Origin of the sequence: Gluconacetobacter takamatsuzukensis (assembly GCF_014174275.1) — a bacterium.
Classification (GTDB): Bacteria; Pseudomonadota; Alphaproteobacteria; order Acetobacterales; family Acetobacteraceae; genus Gluconacetobacter; species Gluconacetobacter takamatsuzukensis.
On record NZ_JABEQK010000002.1, the window covers coordinates 1 to 21,425 of the forward strand.

General features: G+C 66.0%; 21 protein-coding genes. 9 read left to right on the forward strand and 12 right to left on the reverse strand.

What is annotated here, in order from left to right; all coding sequences use genetic code 11:
* Nucleotides 1-216, reverse strand: a 216-nt coding sequence (locus tag HLH27_RS02380; RefSeq protein ID WP_182947530.1) for a hypothetical protein, incomplete at its 3' end; no start/stop codon positions are given.
* A 142-nt stretch (nt 217-358) separates the two neighbouring features.
* Between HLH27_RS02380 and HLH27_RS02385 the strand changes: the two genes are divergently transcribed.
* The 3 genes from HLH27_RS02385 to HLH27_RS02395 all read left to right on the forward strand — a co-directional run bounded on the left by HLH27_RS02385 (nt 359) and on the right by HLH27_RS02395 (nt 2,510).
* Nucleotides 359-538 (forward strand): hypothetical protein, encoded by a 180-nt coding sequence (locus tag HLH27_RS02385; protein WP_182947531.1) that lies wholly within the window; start codon nt 359-361, stop codon nt 536-538.
* A 321-nt stretch (nt 539-859) separates the two neighbouring features.
* A complete protein-coding gene (locus HLH27_RS02390) occupies nt 860-1,948 on the forward strand; it encodes a Rieske 2Fe-2S domain-containing protein (protein WP_182947532.1) in 1,089 nt (362 codons plus the stop codon).
* Nucleotides 1,949-2,012: 64 nt separating this feature from the next.
* The gene (locus HLH27_RS02395; RefSeq protein ID WP_182947533.1) at nt 2,013-2,510 is read left to right on the forward strand and encodes a GNAT family N-acetyltransferase; all 498 of its coding nucleotides are present in this window, start codon (nt 2,013-2,015) and stop codon (nt 2,508-2,510) included.
* A 16-nt stretch (nt 2,511-2,526) separates the two neighbouring features.
* Here the strand turns inward: HLH27_RS02395 and HLH27_RS02400 are convergent, their stop codons facing one another.
* The 7 genes from HLH27_RS02400 to HLH27_RS02430 form a co-directional block, all read right to left on the reverse strand.
* Nucleotides 2,527-3,495 carry a DMT family transporter gene (locus tag HLH27_RS02400; protein ID WP_338029823.1) on the reverse strand — a complete coding sequence of 323 codons (969 nt, stop codon included), beginning with the start codon at nt 3,493-3,495 and terminating at the stop codon, nt 2,527-2,529.
* Between the two features lie 43 nt (nt 3,496-3,538).
* Nucleotides 3,539-4,840, reverse strand: a complete 1,302-nt coding sequence (locus HLH27_RS02405; protein ID WP_182947534.1) for a sensor domain-containing diguanylate cyclase — start codon at nt 4,838-4,840, stop codon at nt 3,539-3,541.
* Between the two features lie 95 nt (nt 4,841-4,935).
* Entirely contained in the window at nt 4,936-6,648 is a 1,713-nt protein-coding gene (locus HLH27_RS02410) for a SulP family inorganic anion transporter (RefSeq protein WP_182947535.1), read from the reverse strand.
* A gap of 2 nt (nt 6,649-6,650) precedes the next feature.
* Complete coding sequence (locus tag HLH27_RS02415; protein ID WP_182947536.1) at nt 6,651-8,066, reverse strand: DUF2252 domain-containing protein; 1,416 nt, start codon at nt 8,064-8,066, stop codon at nt 6,651-6,653.
* Between the two features lie 66 nt (nt 8,067-8,132).
* Nucleotides 8,133-8,444, reverse strand: coding sequence for a winged helix-turn-helix domain-containing protein (locus tag HLH27_RS02420; protein WP_182947537.1), 312 nt, complete (start codon nt 8,442-8,444; stop codon nt 8,133-8,135).
* Nucleotides 8,445-8,452: 8 nt separating this feature from the next.
* Nucleotides 8,453-9,076: a hypothetical protein gene (locus HLH27_RS02425; RefSeq protein WP_182947538.1), complete on the reverse strand. Its 624-nt coding sequence runs from the start codon at nt 9,074-9,076 to the stop codon at nt 8,453-8,455.
* 37 nt (nt 9,077-9,113) lie between these two features.
* The gene (locus HLH27_RS02430; RefSeq protein ID WP_182947539.1) at nt 9,114-10,019 is read right to left on the reverse strand and encodes an alpha/beta fold hydrolase; all 906 of its coding nucleotides are present in this window, start codon (nt 10,017-10,019) and stop codon (nt 9,114-9,116) included.
* A gap of 265 nt (nt 10,020-10,284) precedes the next feature.
* On the opposite strand from HLH27_RS02430, the gene HLH27_RS02435 reads away from it, so the two are divergent.
* The 3 genes from HLH27_RS02435 (at nt 10,285) to HLH27_RS02445 (ending at nt 14,203) form a co-directional block, all read left to right on the forward strand.
* Entirely contained in the window at nt 10,285-11,157 is an 873-nt protein-coding gene (locus HLH27_RS02435) for a MurR/RpiR family transcriptional regulator (protein ID WP_182947540.1), read from the forward strand.
* A gap of 405 nt (nt 11,158-11,562) precedes the next feature.
* Nucleotides 11,563-13,152, forward strand: a complete 1,590-nt coding sequence (locus HLH27_RS02440) for a carbohydrate porin (protein ID WP_338029824.1) — start codon at nt 11,563-11,565, stop codon at nt 13,150-13,152.
* 94 nt (nt 13,153-13,246) lie between these two features.
* Nucleotides 13,247-14,203 carry an aldo/keto reductase gene (locus HLH27_RS02445; RefSeq protein WP_182947541.1) on the forward strand — a complete coding sequence of 319 codons (957 nt, stop codon included), beginning with the start codon at nt 13,247-13,249 and terminating at the stop codon, nt 14,201-14,203.
* Between the two features lie 58 nt (nt 14,204-14,261).
* Here HLH27_RS02445 and HLH27_RS02450 read toward each other — a convergent pair whose 3' ends face one another.
* From HLH27_RS02450 to HLH27_RS02465, 4 genes are all read right to left on the reverse strand, one after another.
* Nucleotides 14,262-14,753: a VOC family protein gene (locus HLH27_RS02450; protein ID WP_182947542.1), complete on the reverse strand. Its 492-nt coding sequence runs from the start codon at nt 14,751-14,753 to the stop codon at nt 14,262-14,264.
* Between the two features lie 113 nt (nt 14,754-14,866).
* Entirely contained in the window at nt 14,867-15,553 is a 687-nt protein-coding gene (locus HLH27_RS02455; RefSeq protein ID WP_182947543.1) for an extensin-like domain-containing protein, read from the reverse strand.
* Between the two features lie 96 nt (nt 15,554-15,649).
* Nucleotides 15,650-16,330: an NAD-dependent epimerase/dehydratase family protein gene (locus HLH27_RS02460; protein ID WP_182947544.1), complete on the reverse strand. Its 681-nt coding sequence runs from the start codon at nt 16,328-16,330 to the stop codon at nt 15,650-15,652.
* 55 nt (nt 16,331-16,385) lie between these two features.
* The gene (locus HLH27_RS02465; protein WP_182947545.1) at nt 16,386-17,819 is read right to left on the reverse strand and encodes a coniferyl aldehyde dehydrogenase; all 1,434 of its coding nucleotides are present in this window, start codon (nt 17,817-17,819) and stop codon (nt 16,386-16,388) included.
* A gap of 88 nt (nt 17,820-17,907) precedes the next feature.
* Between HLH27_RS02465 and HLH27_RS02470 the strand changes: the two genes are divergently transcribed.
* The 3 genes from HLH27_RS02470 (at nt 17,908) to HLH27_RS02480 (ending at nt 21,327) form a co-directional block, all read left to right on the forward strand.
* Entirely contained in the window at nt 17,908-18,516 is a 609-nt protein-coding gene (locus HLH27_RS02470) for a TetR/AcrR family transcriptional regulator (RefSeq protein ID WP_182947546.1), read from the forward strand.
* A 430-nt stretch (nt 18,517-18,946) separates the two neighbouring features.
* The gene (locus HLH27_RS02475; protein ID WP_182947547.1) at nt 18,947-20,167 is read left to right on the forward strand and encodes a hypothetical protein; all 1,221 of its coding nucleotides are present in this window, start codon (nt 18,947-18,949) and stop codon (nt 20,165-20,167) included.
* Nucleotides 20,167-21,327 carry a hypothetical protein gene (locus HLH27_RS02480; RefSeq protein WP_182947548.1) on the forward strand — a complete coding sequence of 387 codons (1,161 nt, stop codon included), beginning with the start codon at nt 20,167-20,169 and terminating at the stop codon, nt 21,325-21,327. Before HLH27_RS02475 ends, HLH27_RS02480 begins: the two co-directional genes overlap by 1 nt.
* Nucleotides 21,328-21,425 lie beyond the last annotated feature (98 nt).

The following is a 21,425-nucleotide window of genomic DNA, read 5'->3' on the forward strand; positions in this document are numbered from 1 at the left end:
GCGCGCGGCCGGACGCGCGGCCGCCGCCGGATGCGCGGCGGTGGTGGCGGCCGGGGCGTGGTGCGCGGCCCTGGCGGCACGGTGGCGGACATGGGCCTTGTCGGTCTCGCCGCTGGCGGCAAGCGCGGGCAGGCTGGCCGAGGCCATCAGCAGGGAAGCCGATCCCAGCAGGAACGATCGGCCATGGCGTCGGAGAAATCCGGTCTGTCTGGTCATACTCACCTTGTCAGGATAGGGCGCGAATCCCCCGCGCGGGCGGCTGCCCGCGGGACCCGTCATGTCCCCTTGTCGATCGCGTCGGACGAGCGTCGCGCCGCGGTGGCGGAGTCAGGAATCGAGGCGGGAGGCGTCTGAAACGATGTCGGTCATGGCAGGCGCCCGGGCTCCCTTCGTCGCATTCCACTGGATGGTTAACCGCCGCCATGAATCGGCGGCCATTGCGGCTAAACTAAACGTAATGCGGGATAAAAATGCAACAGAAGCAGGGGAGTACCGCGACCAATTCCCTATTCGTGCGGCAAATATGACACATTTTTGACTGTGCTCTGTTTCATTTTTTCACAATTCTTATCATCAGGCATATTATTTATTCGAATGAATGCCGAGAAAGATTATTATTTATAATCGCGTATTATTATATTGAATGTCCGATCATATCGGTATGGCATTTATGTTCGTTTCGATTGTATCTTTTATTTTTGGGAGTTGTCTGCCGATCGGGGCGGCGGAAGCCCTTGTCAAGAGGGAAGAAAGCATCGTCTCGTTTCGTGCAGGGCTCGGTTTCACAACTGGGGCGAGACAAGGACGTTCCCGAAGGGGGACAATGCGCGACCAGGAAAGAACCGGAACGGACATGACCATGGACCAGATCACCCTTACCGAGCATGAGGACGACACCAGACCCGGCACCCCCGACCTGCGGACCGTCGATTGCGACCCCGATTTCTGGTACCCCGTCGCCTGGTCGCACGAACTCAAGGCGGGCAAGACCCTCGCCACCCGCTATGCCGGCCAGCCGATCGCGCTGGTGCGCCCCACCGAGGGCGCGGTCTTCGCGCTGGAAGACCGGTGCGCCCACCGGCAGGTGCCGCTGAGCAAGGGCACGGTGAAGGGGCAGTCGGTCCAGTGCTGCTATCACGGCTGGGCCTATGGCCGGTCGGGCCGCTGCATCGACGTGCCCTATCTGGGCAAGGGCAAGCTGCCCAACGGGGTGCGGACCTATCCCTGCCGCGAGGAGGGCGGGCTGATCTTCGTCTTCCCCGGCGACCCGGCGCTGGCCGATTCGGTGCCCATGCCCCGGCTGGCGCATGTGGGCGACCCGGAATACCGCACCCGGCAGTTCGGGCCCCGCGTGGCCTGCCATTATACGTTCATGCACGAGAACCTGATGGACATGAACCATCAGTTCCTGCACCGCCGGCAGATGGGGCAGATCCGCGCGCGCTTCCTGGGCCAGGACCGGGGCGAGAACTTCGTCGAGGCCCGCTACAGCTTTGCCCGCACCGACACCCACCAGCCGCTGGCCGAGGCCCTGATCTTCGGCCGGCATCGCGACCTGAAGGGCAAGGAGCAGCCGGTCGAGGAAGTGGTGACGGTGCGCACCGAATATCCGTACCAGCGGCTGTGGATCGTCGACAAGGACGGCGACCTGATGATGGATCTGTGGGTGGCCTATGTGCCGCAGAGCGCCGACCAGCGCACCAGCCGCGCCTTTGGCCTGCTGTCGGTGCGGCGGCCGAAGATCCCGTTCCTGATCGACCTGATCTGGCCGGCGCTGGCGGTGTTCACCAACCGGATCTTCGAGGAGGACCGCGAGGTGGTGGAGCTGGAGCAGCTGGCCTGGGACGCCCAGGGCGGCGACCGGAACCGCGAGGTCTTTCCCGTGGTCAACCATCTGCGCGCCCTGCTGACGCGTTGCGGCCGGCCGGGGCGGAACGCGCGGACCTGACCCTTCGTGGCGGCGCGCGGCCGGCCTATAGTGGCGGCCGCGCCACCGCCATGAGGAATGCCGCATGCTGATCCGCCCGATGAGGCCCGACGATTTCGACGCGGTCTGGCCCGTTCTGCGCGACATTGCCCGCGCGGGCGAGACCTATGCGCTGGACCCCGGGCTGGACCGGGCGGCGGGGTGGGCGCTGTGGGGCGAGGCGCCGCGCGCCACCTTCGTCGCCGAGCGCGACGGGGCCATCCTGGGCAGCTATTACATCAAGCCCAATGCCGCCGGGCCGGGCGACCATGTGTGCAATGCCGGCTATATCGTGGCGCCGGCGGCGCGTGGGCAGGGGGTGGCGGCCGCGCTGTGCGCGCATTCGCTGGCCGAGGCGGCGCGGATGGGGTTTGCCGCCATGCAGTTCAACATGGTGGTGGCCAGCAACCAGGTTGCGGTCCGGCTGTGGCGGCGCCACGGGTTCCTCATCGTCGGCACCCTGCCCGGCGCCTATCGCCACGCCACGCTGGGGCTGGTGGATTGCCATGTGATGTACAGGACATTGCACGACCAGGCCGGCTGAAAAGCCGGCCTGGAGATCAGGAGGGCTCCGGGGCGGGCATGCCGGGGGACGGGCGGTGGACGGCCATGCCGGACAGCACGCCGGCGCAGACCAGCAGCATCGCCGCGATTTCGATGCCAGTCGGCAGGCGCTGCTCCCACAAAAAACCGTAGAGCAGGGCGAACAGGGTTTCGAACAGGATCATCTGGCCCGCCAGCGTCAGCGGCAGCAGGCGGCTCATGCGGTTCCAGAAGACGTTGCCCACGATCGATACCAGGAAGCCGGTGCCGGCCGCGACGGCGGCGAACCGCGCCCAGTCCCACCCGCCGGCGGCGCCCGGCGCGCCCAGCAGGAAGGCCGGGCCCGCGACCAGCACCGCCAGGATGCCGGTGGCGCTGCCGGTCAGCAGGTTCCAGTCCTGTGCCGAGACATGGTGCAGCCGGGCCAGCCAGCGCTGGTTGCCGACGGCGTAGGCCGCCCAGGACAGCATGGCGCCGACGGCGCACAGCCAGCCCTGCACCGGTGCCCCGCGCGGCGCCGGGCCGGGCGCGCCGAGCGCCCCCCAGGCGATGCAGCCGATGGCCGCGAGGCTGAACAGCAGCGACGGCGCCAGCCGCCGCAGCGACACCGCGCCGTCGTCGCGGCTGCCGATCACCGTCAGCACCGCCGGCAGCAGGCCGATGATCAGCGAGGTGGCGGCGATGCCGCCCAGCCGCACCGCATAGGACAGCAGGGCGTAGTACAGGATGTTGCCCAGCAGGCCGAGCGCGAACAGGGCCCGGATCTCGCGCCCGCCGATCGTCGCGCGCACCGCCGGCCAGCGCGGCGCCAGCGCCAGCACCGAGAAGGCGCCATAGGCCAGGTAACGGCCGATCGAGACCTGCAACGGGGTGAAATCGGCCGCCAGGGCGGGGGCGAGGAACCCCAGCGCCCAGAACGCGCCGGCCGCCACGCCGTATCCCAGCCCCAGCCCCAGTTGCGACCCCGGTTGCGGCGCGGCCGTCACGGCCAGGGTCCGACCCGCGCGGCGCGCTGCCCCATGCCGGTGCTCAGCTCACGCTTTCGGCGAAGGCCACCCGGTTGCGGCCCTCCTGCTTGGCCGTGTACAGGGCCTTGTCCGCCCGTGCCAGGACCTGCTCGCCATTCCTGTCGGTGGGCAGCATGGCGGCGATGCCGATGCTGACCGTCAGCGAAATGGCGATGTCCTCGAACCAGGCCTGGGTTTCCGCGATTTCGGTGCGCAGGCGGTCGGCGATCCGGCCGGCTTCCTCCAGCCCCACGCCGGGGAGGCAGATGGCGAATTCCTCGCCGCCCATCCGGCCGGTGATGTCGCCGGAGCGCAGGACGAGCGACATGAGGGCGGCGACATGGCGGATCACCTCGTCGCCCGCCGCATGGCCGTAGCGGTCGTTGATCGATTTGAAATGATCGACGTCGATCATCAGGACCGCCACCCGGTCGAGCCGCAGCTGCACCAGGGCGGACCATGTCTTTTCCATCCGTTCCAGGAACGCGCGGCGGTTCGGCAGGCCGCTCAGATGGTCCAGGCGCGCCAGGTCGTGAAGCTGCTGCTCCATCTCCATCCGCTCGGTCACGTCGGTGACCAGGCCGTGCCACAGCGTCTCGCCGTCCGGCAGGCGGGCCGGCCGGGCGTCGATCTGCCGCCAGCACAGCCCCCGCGTCGGCAGGTCGACGCGAAAGATGCATTGCCAGGAAACGAGATCGCGCTGCGAGGCATCGAGCGACGCCATGTACATCGGCAGGTCGTCGGGGTGGATCCGGTCGTGGATGCACGCGGTGCTGACCGCCACGTCTTCGGCCGTCAGCCCAAAGATCTCGCCGATGCCGGAACTGACATAGGTCATGCGGGCCGTGCCCTCGGGCGAGCGGCGGGATTCGAAGATCAGGCCGGGGATCTGGTTGGTCAGGTTGGCGACCAAGCTGGTACTCTGGTGCAGCCGCTCGGCCATCAGGCGGGTGGAGGTGATGTCGGCGGTGGTGCCGACCATGCGCAGGGCCCGGCCCTCGGCATCGCGGCTGATGACCATGCCGCGGCTGAGGACCCATTTGTAGCTGCCGTCGCGGCAGCGCAGCCGGTGCTCGACCTCGTAGACCGAGCTGCGCCCATCGAAATGATCCTGCATCGTCGCCTGGACATAGGCCCGGTCGTCGGGATGCACGCGGTCGTAGCTGTCTTCTATCCGTGTCGAGAGTTCGTCGTGGTCATAGCCCAGTAATTCGACCCAGCCGGCTGAATACCTGATCGTGCCGGTCACGACGTCGCGGTCCCAGATACCGGTCCCGCTGCCCTGGATCGCCAGCGCCATGACGTCATGAAAATCATCCACCATGCGCCATCACACCCCGTTCATCCCCCGTTAGCAGTCATAACCGACCTTGTCCGACTCGGGAACAGGGAGAAGGGTATCTTCACCCCGTGCCCGCATCAAACGCCGGCGGCGGCCCGGACGATGGCGCGGCCGGCCCGGATCGCGGGGTGCAGCGCGGTGAAAAACGCATCGGGGCCGGCGACCTGCGTGATCCGGTGCCGGTCCATGTCGGCGCGCAGATAGGGCGAGACACGGCCGAACAGCACGCGCACGCCGCGCCCGCGCAGCTCCGCCAGCAGGTCGCGCAGCGTGCCGGCGGCCGAGAAATCGATGTCGGTGATCGCGCTGGCATCGACGATCAGGCACCGCAGGGGCGTCGGCGCGCTGGCTGCCAGCAGCCGCACATCGTCCGCGAAGCGCGAGCAGTTGGCATAGAACAGGTCGGCGCCGAACCGGTAGACGACCAGCCCCGGTTCGGTCTGCATGCCCCGCGCCACCGGCACCGGCTCCAGCATGCCGGTGGCGTCGTCCACCCGCAGCACCATGCTGTGCGGGCGATAGCTGTGGCGGACATGGCGGAACAGCGACAGCGCGATCGCCAGGAAGATGCCCTGTTCCACCCCCACCCCCACCACGGCGGCGGCGGTGGCCAATGCCAGGCGGAATTCGCCCGGGCTTTCGCGGCGGATGGCCAGCAGGCCGCGCCAGTCGATCATGCCCGAGGCCACGGCGAAGACGATGGCCGACAGCACGCAGCGCGGCAGGTCGCGCAGCGGCCCGGTCAGCACCAGCAGCACGACCAGCGTGACCAGCGCGAAGACGAGCTGGGCGCGCTGGCTGCGCGCGCCCGCCCGCAGTGCCATCGCCGTCTGGGTCGGGCTGCCGTTGACCACGAAGGCCCCCGTGAGCGCGGCGGCGGCGTTGGCGGCGCTGAGGCCCAGTATGTCGGCGTTTTCGTCCACGCTCTCGCGGCAGCGCATGGCGAAGGCGCGCGAGGTCGCGGCGCTCTGCGCGATGATCACCACCACGCAGGAGCCCGCGACCGGCAGCAGGGCCAGCATCTGGTTCCACGTCACGTCCGGCAGGCGCAGCGAGGGCAGACCGCCCGCGATGGGGCCGATGACCGCCACCCCGTGGCCGGCCAGGCCCAGCGCCCGGCTGGCGGCGATGCCGCCCACCACCGCGACCAGCGCCATCGGCGCGCGCGGCAGCAGCCGCCCGCCCCCCAGGATCAGCGCCACCACCAGCAGCGACAGGCCGGCGCACACCCCGCTGGCCCCCGGCAGGCCGCGCGCGACCTGCACCAGCTGCGCCAGCGGATTATGCGCCGGGGCCGCCACCCCCAGCATGTCGCGCGACATGGCGATGCAGACCTGCCCCCCGACCCCGGTCAGGAAGCCGACCAGCACGGTGCGCGAGAAGAAATCGGCCAGGAACCCCAGGCGGAACAGCCGCGCCCCCAGCAGGAACGCCGCCGCCAGCCATGCCACCGCGCCGACCAGCGCCACGTAGCGCGGGCTGCCCGCCACCGCCATGCCCGCCAGCCCGCTGGCGATGATGGCGGCGGTGGCGGAATCGGCCGCCACCACCAGATGCCGCGACGAGCCCAGCACGGCGAAGGCCACCAGCGGCAGCAGCACGGTATAGAGGCCCGTGACCGCCGGCATGCCCGCAATGGCGGCATAGCCCAGCACCTGGGGGATGTTCATCGAGGCCAGCGTCAGCCCCGCCAGCGCGTCGCGCGCCGCACCGGGCGCGCGCAGGCGGGCCAGCAGGCCCCGTGGCGGGGGGGCCCCGGCCCCGGGCGCCGCGGCGGTTCCGGGCGCCATGGTCAGGTCCCTTCCCCCTCCACCGGCAGGCGGCCGGCGGCGATCGCGGCCTGGAACGCCGACCAGTCGCGGCGCGTCTGGGCGGCATAGAGGACCGAGAAGCCGCCGATCGCATCGGCAAAGGCGCGGCCCCGGCCCAGATAGGCCGCCAGCGCCACCACGTCGCCGGTGCGGGCATGGGCGCGGGCCAGCGCGCGGCCGCAGAGGGGCGCGTAGTCGGCCAGCCCCTGCTGCGCGACCTCGGTGCCGATGGCGGCCAGGCGGGAATCCTTGACGCGGCGGACATAGAATTGCCGGTTGGCGCCCGACAGCGCGTCATGCCCATCCTCGGCCTCGTCCTGCGTGTGGGTCCAGCCCAGGAAGGCGTCGGATGCCGCCTGCATCATGCGCTGGCCGGTCACGACCCGCTGGCCCTGGTTGCGCAGGGCGGACACCCCGGCATAGGGGGCGAGGACGGACTCCTGCGCCTGCTTGATCTGGAGCAGCAGGCTGTCGCCGTCGGCGGTGGCGAACAGGCCGATGGCGCAGAACGTGCCGACGCTGCCCACCCCCACGACCTTGAAGATGACGTCGCGCAGGCGGTACTGCGCCAGCAGGATGGCGCGTTCGGGCGGCTGGGTGGCGACGTAGCGGGCGAAGGCGCCGCGCACGGTCTGGTCGTGCTCGGGCAGGCGCATCACCAGCGGCGGCTTTTCGCGCAGGGACGGCGTGCCGCCATTGTCGGCCACCAGGCCGAAATGGCGGCCGGCGCTTTCCATCCGTGCGGCCAGCAGGCTGCGCGCGCGCCGGCGTGCGCGGCCGTCGGCGAAGGCGTCGATCGCGGCGGCGAGGTCGATGCGGTTGGTCCAGATCTGCAAGGGCGTCAGCGGGGCCAGGCGCGCCATTTCGGCCGCGTAGGCCCGCGCCGCCAGCACGGCCAGGTCGCGTGCCGCGCCGTCGGCCAGGCCGTCCTCCTGCCCCGCCAGCACCAGCGAGGCCCCCAGGCGCTTGATGTCCCACTCGAAGGGCGCGGGCAGGGTTTCGTCGAAATCGTTGATGTCGAAGACGGGCGCGCCCTCGGGCGAGGCATAGGCGCCGAAATTGGCCAGGTGGCAGTCCCCGCAGCCCTGCACGCGCGGGCCGGCCCAGACCGTGTGCGCCAGGTCCGCCGCCATCACGGCCGCCGCCCCGCGCAGGAAGGCGAAGGGCGATGCCGCCATCCGCCGGTAGCGGATGGGCAGCAGGCCGGCGATCCGGCCCTCGGCCTGCCGTTCCAGGATCGCGACCGGGTCGGCGCGGCCCGGCGGGGGCACCCAGTCGGCATGCGCGCCGCGCGGCAGGGTCTTGCGCAGGGCGCGCCCGCCCGCATGGCGCTGCCGGCGGGTGGCCAGGGCGGCGGCCCGGCTGAGAGTCGGGAAATCGGCGGGACAGGCGGTCATTGCCCGATGTTCGCAAGTCGCGGGGGCGCCGTCACGCGGAAAACATCGGCCCTGCCTGGCCGGTTCTCAGCCCGGCGGCGCGGTCTGGTCCACCAGCCGGCGGATCGCATCGAGATAGGCGATGAAGGCGGAGCGGCCGCTTTCGGTCAGTGTCAGCCGCGTCAGGGGGCGGCGGCCGGCGAAGCCCTTGTCCTGCACCACGTAGCCCGCATCCTCCAGCTTGCGCAGATGGGTCGACAGATTGCCGTCGGTGACGCCCAGATGGGTGCGCAGCGCCGTGAAATCCGCCATGCCGGCCGAGGACAGGTAGGCCATGATGCCCAGCCGCACGCGGCCGTGGATCACGTCGTCGATCTGCCCGATGTCGAAATGCGCCATGGGCCCGGTCACGCCGCCCGGCCCTCGCGGCGCAGCAGGACCCAGCCGGGCAGCGCCACCAGCAGCAGGATCAGCAGCCCGTAGAGCAGCAGGATCGCGGCACTGTCGATGGCCGCGGCCACGGCCAGCGCGCCGGCGAACGCCCCCGCCGCCACCACCCGCAGCCAGGCCTGGCCCGAGATGACGGCGGTGGCGCTCCACCCCGCGCCGTATATCGCCAGGATCAGCGACGGGAACATCGCCCACACGATGGGGGTGCCGCAGCGCCAGGCCAGGATGATGCCGGCGAGGAACATGACGCCGATGCCGGTGCCCAGGCCGCTCCACATCATGCCGACGGCGCGGTTGACCAGCGCCACGCTGCCGGGACGGCCCGGCTGCGCGCGGTTGAGGAACCAGACCACCGGCAGGTAGACGACCATCGCCGCCAGCCATACCCAGAGCTGCGCCTGCGGCGGCAGGCCCGTGCGGCCGGTCGCGACCGGCCAGGCGGCGAAGCTGGCCAGGCCGAACAGCAGGCCGGCGCTGAGGAAATAGGGGCCGCTGGTCAGCGGCGCGTCGCGCCCGGCCTCGGCCAGGGCGCGCAGGAAGGTCAGGTCGTCATGCAGCGACGTGTCGGTACGGGCGATCATGGGAAGCCTCGGTTGCCTGCGGTGGGAAGGAAGAGTGTTATCGCGCCAGGAAGGTGTCGACGGCGGCCTGGAAGGCGGCGGGCTGGTCGATCATGATGAAGTGGCGGCTGTCGTCGATCCGCTTCAGTTCGGCCTGTTTCAGCGGGGCGAATGCGGTGCGGTAGAGCTGGTCCACCGCCGCCGCCGGCATGCCGGCGGTTTCGTCCCACGGGTAGAGCATCGTCACCGGCACGGTGATGGCGCCGATGCGCCCGCGCAGGTCGGTCGTCATGTCGTCGTACAGCGCCTGCCCCACCACCCGGTGGTCGGACGCCGCCGAGGCGGCCACGGCCGCCGCTGCCGCGGGGCCGGTGGAGCGGACGAGGTTCTTCATGAAGGCGGGCTGGGCGGCGGCAAGCTCCTGTTGCGTCTGGTCGAGCAGGTGCGCGCGCATGGCGTGGGCCCGGGGTTCGATCGACGCGACGTCGGCGGCCCCCATGACGACCCCGAAGAACGGCAGGGCATCGACGATCATCAGCCGCCCGATATCGGGCGCATGGTCGAGGGCGAGCAGCATGCCCATCAGGCCGCCCATCGAATGGCCGATCACGCGCACCGGTTGCAGGTGCCGGGTCGCGATATAGTCGTGAAGGGCCGCCACGACCGGCGCGATGACGGGCCCGGTGGCATTGGCTTCGACCGGGGTGCCGGCGAAGCCCAGCACCTGCACGACGTGAACACGATAATGTGGGGCGAGGTGCGCGACGGTGGCGCGCCACACGTCGGCTGACGAGGCCAGCCCCGGAATCAGCAGCACATCCGGCCCCACGCCGCTGGTGCTGACGGCGATGCGCCCGTCGATCCGGACCGGGGGAGAGGCGGCCGGTGCCGCGTGGGCCAGGGCGCAGGAAAAGACGGGCAGCACGCACAGCCGCGAAAACATCGTCCGGAACACAGGAAACATGCAAACCGATCCTTGTACGAGGGGGAACGCCCGACAGAAGGGAATATAACGCAAACGACTTTTCATTTCAAAGTTGTTTTTTATGAAAATCTCTTCGGGCCTGTCGGGCCGCCGCCGGGGAGCGCGGCCTGCCATGCTTTCTCCACCATCCTTCATCGACGGTGGCGGATGTGGCCCCGCGTGGCCGGATGCGGCAGGTTGACGGGAAACGATAAAATGACGCGGACAACCCGCGCCGCCGGAACGGGGGAGTGAGACAGCGACCATGCCAGCGCATAGCGTGAAGGACGGCGACAGCCGGCAGCAGGCCGGCACCCATGCCGCGCTCAACCCCTATGACCGGTTTCACCAGACGGTGCGCGGGCGCTACGACGCCCTGCCCCCGCGCCTGCGGCAGATCGCGGATTTCGTCCTGCGCAACCCCGAGGATATCGCGCTGGGCACGATCAGCAGCCTGGCGACGGGGGCGCAGGTGCAGCCTTCGACCGTCGTACGCTTTGCCCGGACCTTCGGCTTCGACGGATTTCCCGACATGCAGGCCGTGTTTCGCGAGCGCCTGCGCAACCGGCATGCGCCCCCCGGCGCGCGCCCCGACGGGCCGCCCGGCCCCGGGGGGCGCGATGCCGGGGCGATCCTGGATGGTTTCCATCATGCGGCCGTCGCATCGCTTGCCGCGCTGCACCGCCATCTGGACCCGGCCCGGCTGGAACAGGCGGTCGCGCGGCTGGCCGGTGCCCGGCGCATCCATATCCTGGGCCTGCGGCGGTCGATGCCCGCCGCGCGGTACCTGTCCTATCTGCTGACCATGCGCGACATCGCGCACCAGGTCGTCGGCCTGGAATCGGGCATGGAGGAAGACGCCGTCATGGCGGCCGGCCCGCAGGACGCGGCCGTCATCATCAGCTTTCCGCCCTATGCCGGGCGCACGGTGGAGCTGTTCCGCCTGCTGGAACAGCGCATGGTGCCGGTCGTGGCGCTGACCGACAGCGCGGCCAGCCCGGTGATTCCGGCGTCGGGCCTGTGGCTGGAAGTGGCGGAGGCGGATTTCCTGGGTGTCCGCTCCAGCGCCGCCACGATGGTCCTGATCATGACGCTGGCCACCGCCATTGCGGAGCGGCGGCACGCGCCGGCGCCGTGACCGGGCGGGGGCGGGCGGGGCATGCGCGGAACCGCGCCCCTCCAGCCATGTTTATGACGCGCAGGACGTCGGGGTTCCCTCCCTTGCGTTGAGATCACATTTTCGTGTGAATGGCGCATGCAAATGAAAAATATATTCCCGGTCAGGGACCAGAAAGATAAAAATTTTCCACTCGCCACATCGGACAACATAAAATACCCCGCCGCAGGATCTGCGTCGCGCCCGCAAAGGCAGGAAATGGCACGCCCCGGTTTTAGGGTGGAATTTCCCAATAAAAATACATAGAAAATATAGATGATGTGGACAAAATCACGCGGCAATGCCCCATCCGCGATGCGCCCCGCCCCCATTCTCCTTGGAAAGGACCGTCCTTTTGCCCTACCGGCCCCGACAAGATACGAAAGCGTGACCAATCGTTCCGAGGGCCGGCCGCACCATTCCCTGCCGCTGATCGACGCCGCCCGTACCGGCATGCGGGCACTGCGCGCCCTGTCGCGCCGGCTGGGCGCCACGCGGCCCCGCGCCGGCCTGGCCGCCCTGTCGCTGGCGGCCGCCTTGGTCGGGCCCGGCACCCTGCCGGCCCGCGCCGACGATACGGGCGCGCCGGCTGCCTCGCCCTTCTCCCGCCCCAGCCAGACGGCGGCGGATACCGAGCCGGTCGGCAACCTGGAACAGACGATCCCCGGCTTCCTGCAATCGCCCTACGGGCCGCCCTCGTTCGGCGCGCCGTACGGCACTACCCATGCGTTCGGCGACTGGGGCGGCGTGCAGCCGTGGTTGCAGAAGCACGGCGTGTATGTGGCCCTGGATGTCTATGAAGGCATTTCGGGCAACGTCGCGGGCGGCAAGAAGCAGAGCTACACCCTGGCGGGCCAGGTGGGCGGCACGGTCGATATCGACTGGCACAAGCTGCTGGGCGCGGGCGCGTGGTCCAACGACCTGTGGCTGCACATGCTGGCGGTGAACGGCAACGGGCAGAATCTCAGCCGGCTGTTCGGCGACAACGGCAACCAGGTGCAGCAGATCTATGGCGCGCGCGGCAACGTGGTCGCGCACCTGGTCTGGGCATATTTCGAGAAATCGTGGCTTCAGCACAAGATCGACCTGACGGCGGGCTGGATTCCGACCGGGACGTTCTTCAACAACTCCCCGTGGGTGTGCAGCTTCATGAACGTCTGGCTGTGCGGCAACGTGACGCCGACGAAATACCTGACATCGGGGCGCGACTGGCCGTCGGGCAATATCGGCACCGTGCTGCGCCTGATGCCGACCCGCCATTTCTATGTCATGGGCGGGCTGTTTGCCGTGTCGCCGCATTCCTACAATGGCGGCATTTCCGGCTGGGCCTGGGGACAGGACAATCTGGGCAAGCTGGGCACCGAGGTGGAAGTGGGCTGGATCCCCGAATTCGGCCCCAACAAGCTGGTCGGCCACTACAAGGTCGGCGTGCTGTACGACAATTCGCGCTATAACAATCTCTACGCCGACGGGAACGGGCAGCCGTGGATCGTCACCGGGTTGCCGCCGCGCCGGCAGAGCGGGCAGACCTCGGTCTGGGTGCTGGCGGACCAGATGCTGATCCGCCATGGCGAAGGCGAGATGAACGGGCTGGTGCTGGCCGGGCAATATTCCTATGCCGACGGCAAGACGTCGCAGATGAACCATCATCTGGTCGCCGCCCTGCTGGATACCGGCTATCTGTGGGGCCGGCCTCTGGACAGTGTGGGCATCAATTTCCAGTGGGCCAATTTCAGCCGCAGCGCCATCCGGTCGCAGGAAGCGGCTGCTGCCTATGGCGTGCCGTTCCAGGGCGCGAATTTCGGCACGCCCTACGGCATCCAGGGGCATGAGAACATCTACGAGGCGTTCTATTCGGTCCATCTGATGACCGGCATGTCGCTTCAGCCCGATTTCCAGTATGTCAATCATGTCGGCGGAACGACGGTGTTCAAGGATGCCGTGGTCCTCAGCACCGCGTTGAACGTGCTGTTCTGACGGATATCCGGGCCGGGGAGGACAACCCGGCCCCCTTGCGGGCACCCGCGGCCTCTTCCGTCGTTCCGAACCAGAAAGACAGGAGAGCCACGCCATGCAGAAACGTCCCCTGGGCCGCACAGGCTTCGAGATCGCGCCGATCGTCTTCGGCGGCAATGTCTTCGGCTGGACGATCGACGAAAAGGCGAGTTTCGACGTGCTCGACGCCTTCGTCGACCATGGGTTCGATGCCATCGACACCGCCGATGTCTATTCGGCCTGGGCGCCCGGCAACAAGGGCGGCGAGTCGGAGACGATCATCGGCAACTGGCTGAAGGCGCGGCCCGGGATGCGCGACCGGGTGAAGATCTTCACCAAGGTCGGCTCGGACCTGGGCGTGCCCGGCCACAAGGGCCTGTCGGCGCGCTGGATCGCGCAGGCGGTCGAGGCCTCGCTCGCGCGGCTGGGGGTCGAGCGGATCGACCTGTATTTCTCCCACTGGCCGGACCTGAACACGCCCTATGCCGAGACGCTGGGCGCGTACGACAAGTTGCTGCGGGCCGGCAAGATCCGCGCCATCGGGGCCTCCAACCTCGATGCCACGCAACTGGACGAGGCGCTGCATGTGGCGCGGGCCAAGGCGTTGCCGGCCTATCAGGTGCTCCAGCCGGAATATAATCTCTACGACCGGGGCAGCTTCGACGGTGCGCTGCGCGACCTGTGCCTCCGCGAGGGGCTGGGGGTCGTGACCTATTACAGCCTCGCCTCGGGTTTCCTGTCCGGGAAATATCGCGGCAAGGACGATCTGGGGCAGAGCCCGCGCGGCGAGGGGATCGGGAAATATCTCGATGCGCGCGGCATGCGCATTCTCGCAGCACTCGATGCCGTCGCAGGCCGCCATGGGGCGACCGATGCGGAAGTGGCGCTGGCCTGGCTGATCGCACGCCCGGGCGTGACGGCGCCGATCGCCAGCGCCACGAAGCGCAGCCATGTGGAAAGCTTCGCGAAGGCTGCCGCGCTGGCGCTGGAAGAGCGGGATATCGTGGAACTCGACCAGGCGAGCGCGCCCTGACGCAGGGGGGCTGACGGGGCGTAGGGGCCGGAAGAATGCAGGCGCTGCGCCGCGCCCTTCATGCCGTGTTGCCGCGTCGGGCTGCCTCGATCCTGGCGATATCGATCCGGCCCATGGTCATCATGGCTTCCATCGCCCGTTTCGCGGCCGCACGATCGGCATCCTGAAGGGCCGCGATCAGGGCGCGCGGCACGATCTGCCATGAAAAGCCCCAGCGGTCCCGGCACCAGCTGCATGCGCCCTCGCTGCCGCCATTTTCGATGATCGCCTGCCAGTAGCGGTCGGTTTCCGCCTGGTCGCCGGTCATGACCTGGAAGCTGACCGCCTGGTTGGGCATGCAGTCCGGGCCGCCGTTCAGCCCGACGAACGCGTGCCCCAGCACGGTGAAGGCGACCGTCAGTTCGTCGCCCTGCCGCCCGGCCGGGTAATCGGCCGGGGCGTGCAGCACATGTCCCACATGGCTGTCGGGAAAGGTGGCCGCATAGAATTCGGCCGCCTTGCGCGCCTCGCCATGGTCGAACCACAGGCAGGTGACGAGCTTTCCGGGCATGGACCCCTCCACGGGCGCTGGCGCATGTCCCGATGCGAACATTCCCGATATGTGGCGGCAAAAACCGGTTTCAAGGTGCCGGTCTGCTCGCCCCTCCGCGAAGAGCCCCGTCGTCAGCGGCAGAGGCCGAAGCCGGTGGCCTGCAAGTGGAAATGCGCGGCATGCAGGCTATTGTAATCCGGCGACAGGACGGTGCCGAAAATGGGACAGGCCCCGTCGCGGAGCCGGTGCAGGTAGAGGCCGCGCGGGCCGGGCTGGCTCCACGCGACGACCGGGATTTCCCTTCCATCGGCCAGGATGAAGGCGGAAACATCGATCGCGTCGGCCGTGGCGTGGCTGCTCTGGGCGCCGGGACGGTCGCGGACATCGCGGCAGGCGAAGCTTCCGACATGGCGGATGCGCCCGATGCCGGTATGGAAGACCTGCTGCGTGACCGGCCCGACGACCCGGGTTTCGAACAGGGACCAGCGCACGGCGAGGTTGCAGGAGGCGAGGAAGCTGGCGGGATCGAGGGGAATATCCCGGCCGCCGACCGTCAGGACATCCTGTAGCGGGCAGGCTGCGGTGCCACTATGCGCATGCTCCTGCATCGGCAGGGACGAGGTGCGAAGCGCCGCGCGGCACAGGTCCGGCGCGCCGGACAGCAGGCGGAGCTTGAGCGGCGTGATGACGGTCCAGTCCGCCCGGAGATCGAGCGGCTGCGTGGGATCGTACGTCGCCGGCAGCCAGCGCCGATGCAGCATCGCCAGGGCCACCAGGGCCGCGCAGGCAAGCGGGATGACGAGATGCCTGATACGCATGCTGCCTTTTCGTGCCCCGTCATGATTATGGCGAGGGGAAGCCGGCCCGAAAAACGGCGACGGGCGTCCACGCGCCGGATGACGGCCAAGGATAGTTCAACAGGCGAGGTGGCGCAGGTCGGAATTGCAATATGTCCGACGTCCGTCGCCCGGCCGGTCGACGAGCCGAACGATGGCGCTTGCGACGGTTTCCGCATGGATCGCGCCGTAGGGGGAAAGTTTTCCCACCATGAGCGGGGCCAGGGCCGCCGCCAGCCGCTGGCCGATCGCCTCCATCGGTCGTGCCTCCGCATGATGACCCGGTCGTGCCTCCGCACGATGCCCCAGCAGCAGGCCGGGGCGTACGATGTCCACGCGCCTGAAACCCAGCGCCGTGATATCGCGCTCGATCGCGCCCTTGGTGCGCAGGTAGAAACCGGGACCGCCGGCCCCCACGGACGAGACGAGAATGAACTGGCGTGCGCCAAGCGCGTGGGCACCCCTGGCGAAGGCCAGGACATAATCGTGATCGACATGGACCATCGCCGCCTGCGACCCGGCGGCGCGAATGGTCGTGCCCAGGCAGGAAATCGCCACGTCGATTCCGGAAGGTGCCACGGCGCGCAACGTCATTTCGGGGGCGAGGCACAGGCGTTCGAAATCGATGACCCGCCCGGACCCAAGGGATTTCCGACGGGCGAGGCTGGTGAGGACAATGTCGGGATGCGTGGCGAGGCCGGCCGCGACGAGGCGCCCGACGAGGCCGGTGGCGCCGGCAAGCAGGACGCGCGTCGTCATGGGCATCGGTCTCCCGTCCATGAATGCCCGCGTGGTCTGCGGGCGCCTTCTGCTTTCATCTCAGGATGAAATTCGTGATGAAATCGGTGATCTTTCCGAAAGGCGGCTGAAGGAGCGTTGCCGCGTTGAAGCGCCCCTGCCGGTAGATGCCGCGCGGATGGGTGAGCGCCACGAATCCTTCCTTGCCGTGATAGGCCCCGATGCCGCTATCCCCTACCCCGCCGAACGGCAAATCGTCCTGCGCGATATGCAGCAGGGTGCCGTTGAGGGTGACGTTTCCCGAAATCGTGTTCTTCAGCACCCTGTCGCGCACCGAAGGGTTGTCGCCGAAATAATAGAGTGCGAGCGGCCGGGGGCGGGCGTTGATGAAGGCGATTGCCTCCTCCGGCGTGCGATAGGTCACAACGGGCAGGATGGGGCCGAAGATTTCCTCCTGCATCACCGCCATTTCGGGGGTGACGTCCAGCAGCAGAACGGGGGCGAGGACATGGTCGGCGGGTGAGTCGCTGCCCATGCGGATGATCCGTGCGCCGTGCGCCTCGGCATCCTGGATCAGGCCGTTCAGCCGCTGGTAATGATGCGGGTTGAGGATGGCGGTATAATCCGGCGAGCCGACATACCCGCCGGGGTACAGTTGTCCGGCGGCATCCTGATAGGCGGTGGCGAACGATTCCTTGTCGTCTTCATGGAGCAGCACGTAATCGGGCGCGATGCAGGTCTGTCCGGCATTGGTCAGCTTGCCGAACGCCATGCGGTCCGCCACCCGCCGCATGGGAAAGCCGGGTTCGATCACCGCCGGGGACTTGCCCCCCAGTTCCAGCGTCACCGGGGTCAGGTTGCGGGCCGCCGCCGCGGCGACTTTCCGGCCCACGGCCGTGCTGCCCGTGAACAGGATATGATCGAACGGCAGGGCCGAGAATGCCGCGCCCAGTTCGGCATCCCCCGTGACGACGGCGACCTGTTGCGGCGGGAAGACGGCCTGGACGATCTTTTCGATGATTGCCGAGGTGGCGGGTGTGAGTTCAGATGGCTTGATCATGGCGCGATTGCCGGCCGCGATCGCCGTGGCCAGCGGCACCAGGGCCAGGGAGACCGGATAGTTCCACGGCGCGATGATCCCCACGACGCCCACCGGCTGGCGGACCACCCATGCGCTGCCGGACCGGAAATACAGGGAGACGTGGCGACGTTCCGGCCGCATCCAGCGCCCCAGATGCCGGACCAGGTAATCGATCGACTGCACCAGCGGGATCAGTTCCACGATGGCGCTTTCGCGCTCCGACCGCTGGCCGAAATCCGTCTTCAGCGCCTGCACGATCTCGGTGCGCCGTCTCAGGATTTCCGCTTTCAGGCGGCGCAGATCGGCCCGGCGCTGCGCCGCGCCGGGCGGGCCGGCCCGCAGGAACGCGGCACGCTGACAGTCGAGGATAGGGGACAGGTCGGCCGGTGCGATATGTGCCGAAACAGAGTCGGGCATTGCGCCCTCCATGTTTACAGGAGAAACTTATCGGAGCAGGATATGGAGCGCGACGCTCGCGTGTCAATAAAAGTTTCTTCTGTAAACATAGGCCTCACGGATGAGTGAAACCAAGGACCGGCCCTATCATCACGGCGACCTGCGCCGCGCCCTGATCGATACGGCCCTTGCCATGCTGGCCACGGACCAGAACTGGGCCTTTACCCTGCGGGAAGTCGCGCGGCGCACCGATGTCAGCCACGCCGCGCCCTACAAGCATTTCCGCGACCGGGAGAGCCTGCTGCGCGAACTGGCCCGGATCGGCTTCGTGCAGCTTGAAGAAGCGATGAGCGTGGCGATGTCCTCGGGCCCTTCGTCCACGCGGGCGCGCTTCGTGGCCGTGGCACGGGCCTGCATCGATTTCGCGCTGTGCAATCCGGGCCTTTATCGCCTGATGTTCAGTGCCGACGCGGACAAGACGATGGACCCGCATCTGCATGACGCAGCCATGGCGACGTTCGGGATTCTCCTGCGGCTTCTGGAAGAGGGGCTGCGGGACGGCAGTTTCCGCCCGGTGGCCATCAGCGCGCTGGCGGCGGCGAGCTGGGCCCAGGTGCATGGCCTGGCCATGCTGGCCATCAGCGGGCAGCTTCTTGAGGAGAAGGTCGGGCCGGAACCGGTTCTTGCTGCGCTGGATGTGCTGCTGGATGGCGTGTGCCGTGGGGGGTGACCGAATGGCGGTCTGGTGGCCGCTTTGTGGTTACGGCTGCCCTGAGGACCGGGGTGAGGCGTGTGCTGCCTGTTCACCATGTGCAAAGCAGACAGGTGATTTTTGGGGGGTGAACGGCTGGTCGGCTGTCGGTGAAGAATAATTGAAAAGCAGTCGCTCGCAGTGGCTACATGACCGCTACCGACCAGACCCGGACATTCGCGCATCGAGCTGTGAATAGCTGCTTGTAACGGGAGCAGCCTTTCGGGTCGCTGGGAGCAGACGATCGAACCAAATTCGGATCGATCCTATTGGGGGCTTCAGGATGTCTCTTCCAGCTTGTCTTCTCGATAAATACTTTGAACGCTATCGAAAACTGTCGCTTGGGCAGAGGGGTTTCAAGCATCAAAAAATCCCGCTACTCTCGGCGGGTTAGTCGGAGGCGCCGCTAGTGAAATTTTATTCTCATCTGATCGATCGTAAAATCATGGGCGTCAACATCGGCGTCGAGATGACAATCGGCGAATACTTGAAGTTCGCTCCGAAGGTGATCCAAAAAAACGAATTCCAACGACGTAAGGTAAAAAGCGCAGGAAAAACATACGATTTGCTTCGAAAAGATCTTCTAAATGGCTGCATTATGCCGCCGATCATCCTTGCGGTGACAGACAGGTATGGGCGGGAATTGGATGATCTCGTGCAACTGGCGATTCAGACGGGGCCAGCATATGATGGATGGGAAGCCGTCGATGCGATCGTCGAACGTGCAATGGCGGATAATGAACTTCTGATTCTGGATGGCCTCCAGAGATCGCTAACAATTGAAGGTATTTCGGCAAATCGTGAAGGTGAGGCTAGTCCCGCCTTTTTTGATCAAGTTATTCGTGTTGAAATTTACGTCGGCCTTTCTAAGACCGGCATTCTATATCGGATGCTTACGCTAAACACCGGTCAAACGCCGATGTCTTTTAGGCATCAGCTGGAAATTCTATATTACGATTATATCGATAATAGCGACCTTCCAAATGGTATAATAGTCCTTAAAGAGGTTGAGGAAAAACGCGCGAGAGGTGCTGGCCGATATAAATACACCGACATAATTGATATGTTCTATGCGTTTTCCACTGGAACCCCCATGCCTTACGATCGGCAGGCTCTAGTAGGCGAACTGCGTGAGATGGATTTCCTGGAGCGTTATTCATATAGAGCTGATGCGGACGACATGCGGACGCTTTTGCTCATGTATAACGATTTTATAACTCGTGTTGACGTTTTATCCAGTGGATGGGCTTACCAGCCCGAAGATGATGCTGAAACGATTGCCCGACCATTCGGAGCAAGCGTGTCCTCCATATTTGCTCGACCGCAGCCCATGTCCGGGTTCGGCGCCGAGTGTAAAAGGCTCGTATCAAACGGCTCGTATGCGCGCCTTGAAGACATTGGCGGGGTCCTCCCTGGGCTTAGGTTCTCACGCGACCCAACGGTCGCCTTCGATCAACTGCTCACGATCCTCAATGAGATCGCTCAAAGAGCGAAGAAAATCGGTGATGCGCAACGAGCGTATTTTCAGTTTGCTATGCGCGCGCTGCTTTTGCCTGGTAGCGATACGTATCTCGATCTCTCGATGTGTTGGCTCAAAGCACAGACCGATTATGAGATGATGTACGCCTAATGCCCGTAACTCTGTCTGCATTTGGCCTGTCTGCAGACGAAGCAGCTGAGCTACGTCTAGAAATCGGTTTTTCCGAGTCTGTTGCGGAGATCAAATCACAAACACAGCCGGTTTTTGAGATAATGCATCGGCTACCCGATATCGACTTACGAGATGTCAACCTATACTTTTTTGCCTTTTGTCTAACCGGCCATTCCGGCGAAGCTCAGATCTCCAGGTTACAGATGCGTGGAACTCACGCGAGCCTGGGATATGTGTTTCCAATGACCTTTTTTCGTGGCGAGGCAGCTATCGATGGGGATTGGCCGAAGAGGTACGCTCGTGTTGCCTTCCACAAGTTAATCGACCTTTCCAATATTGCCAATTTTGCTCCAGAAGCGACACTTCATGGATTTCGCGATAGATGTATTTTTCCAGATGAAATATTTCCAGATCATCTTTCAATCGTCGTTGCCGGATTGAAGAACCTGAATGACGCCGGGATTGGCATTGAGCAACTCAAACTCATGCTTCTGGCGCAAAAAATCACTATATTAGATCGATACGAGCGTGATCCAAATTTTTATTCGTCGGATAAGTTTTCGATGTCTGTGAGCTTGGCGGCAGTTTCTCCGGTTATCGGTGAAGATATAGGCGTTATTTTTCAACTCTTGAGGCAATCTGACACTGACACTTCGGAGGTTGGCCGTTTTCTGAAGCTATATCAGCTGATCGAATACTCAATTGAGAAGGTGTATGCATGGAGCATAAAAGCTCTGCTCGGAATGGACATATCTTCTTGGCGTCTAAAAAAGAAACTTGCAACAATCACTGCGGACCGATCCCGCCTTGGTATCTTGGCGGCGCATTGCCTTCAACCAACTGTCAATCGAGTAGCTTTCGATGCTTTGGCTGTCGCATGTCGTGAACTATTAGGAGACCTTGGTGAAGAATTAGAAGATGGAGGATCTTGGCATCATCTACTATACAACGTACGAAACATTGTAGTACATGATCAAATCAAACTAATTCGAACGCCGAATGACTTTTTACCAGCATTAAATGATGCACTGCGCGACGCATGCTTTGAACTCACTTCAACTCTGACCGAACCTGACCTCTCGACGATTTGGTCGCTGCCTCAGAATGAAGCAGCAATAGAGGGAACGGGGACGGATTAACTGTCACAACTTGCTCAATATGGCCTCGAAAAAAGGGCAGGCGTGAGCGTCCCGGCGCCGACGCGGTCCGAAGGTGTTGACATCGTAGCGTTGGACCA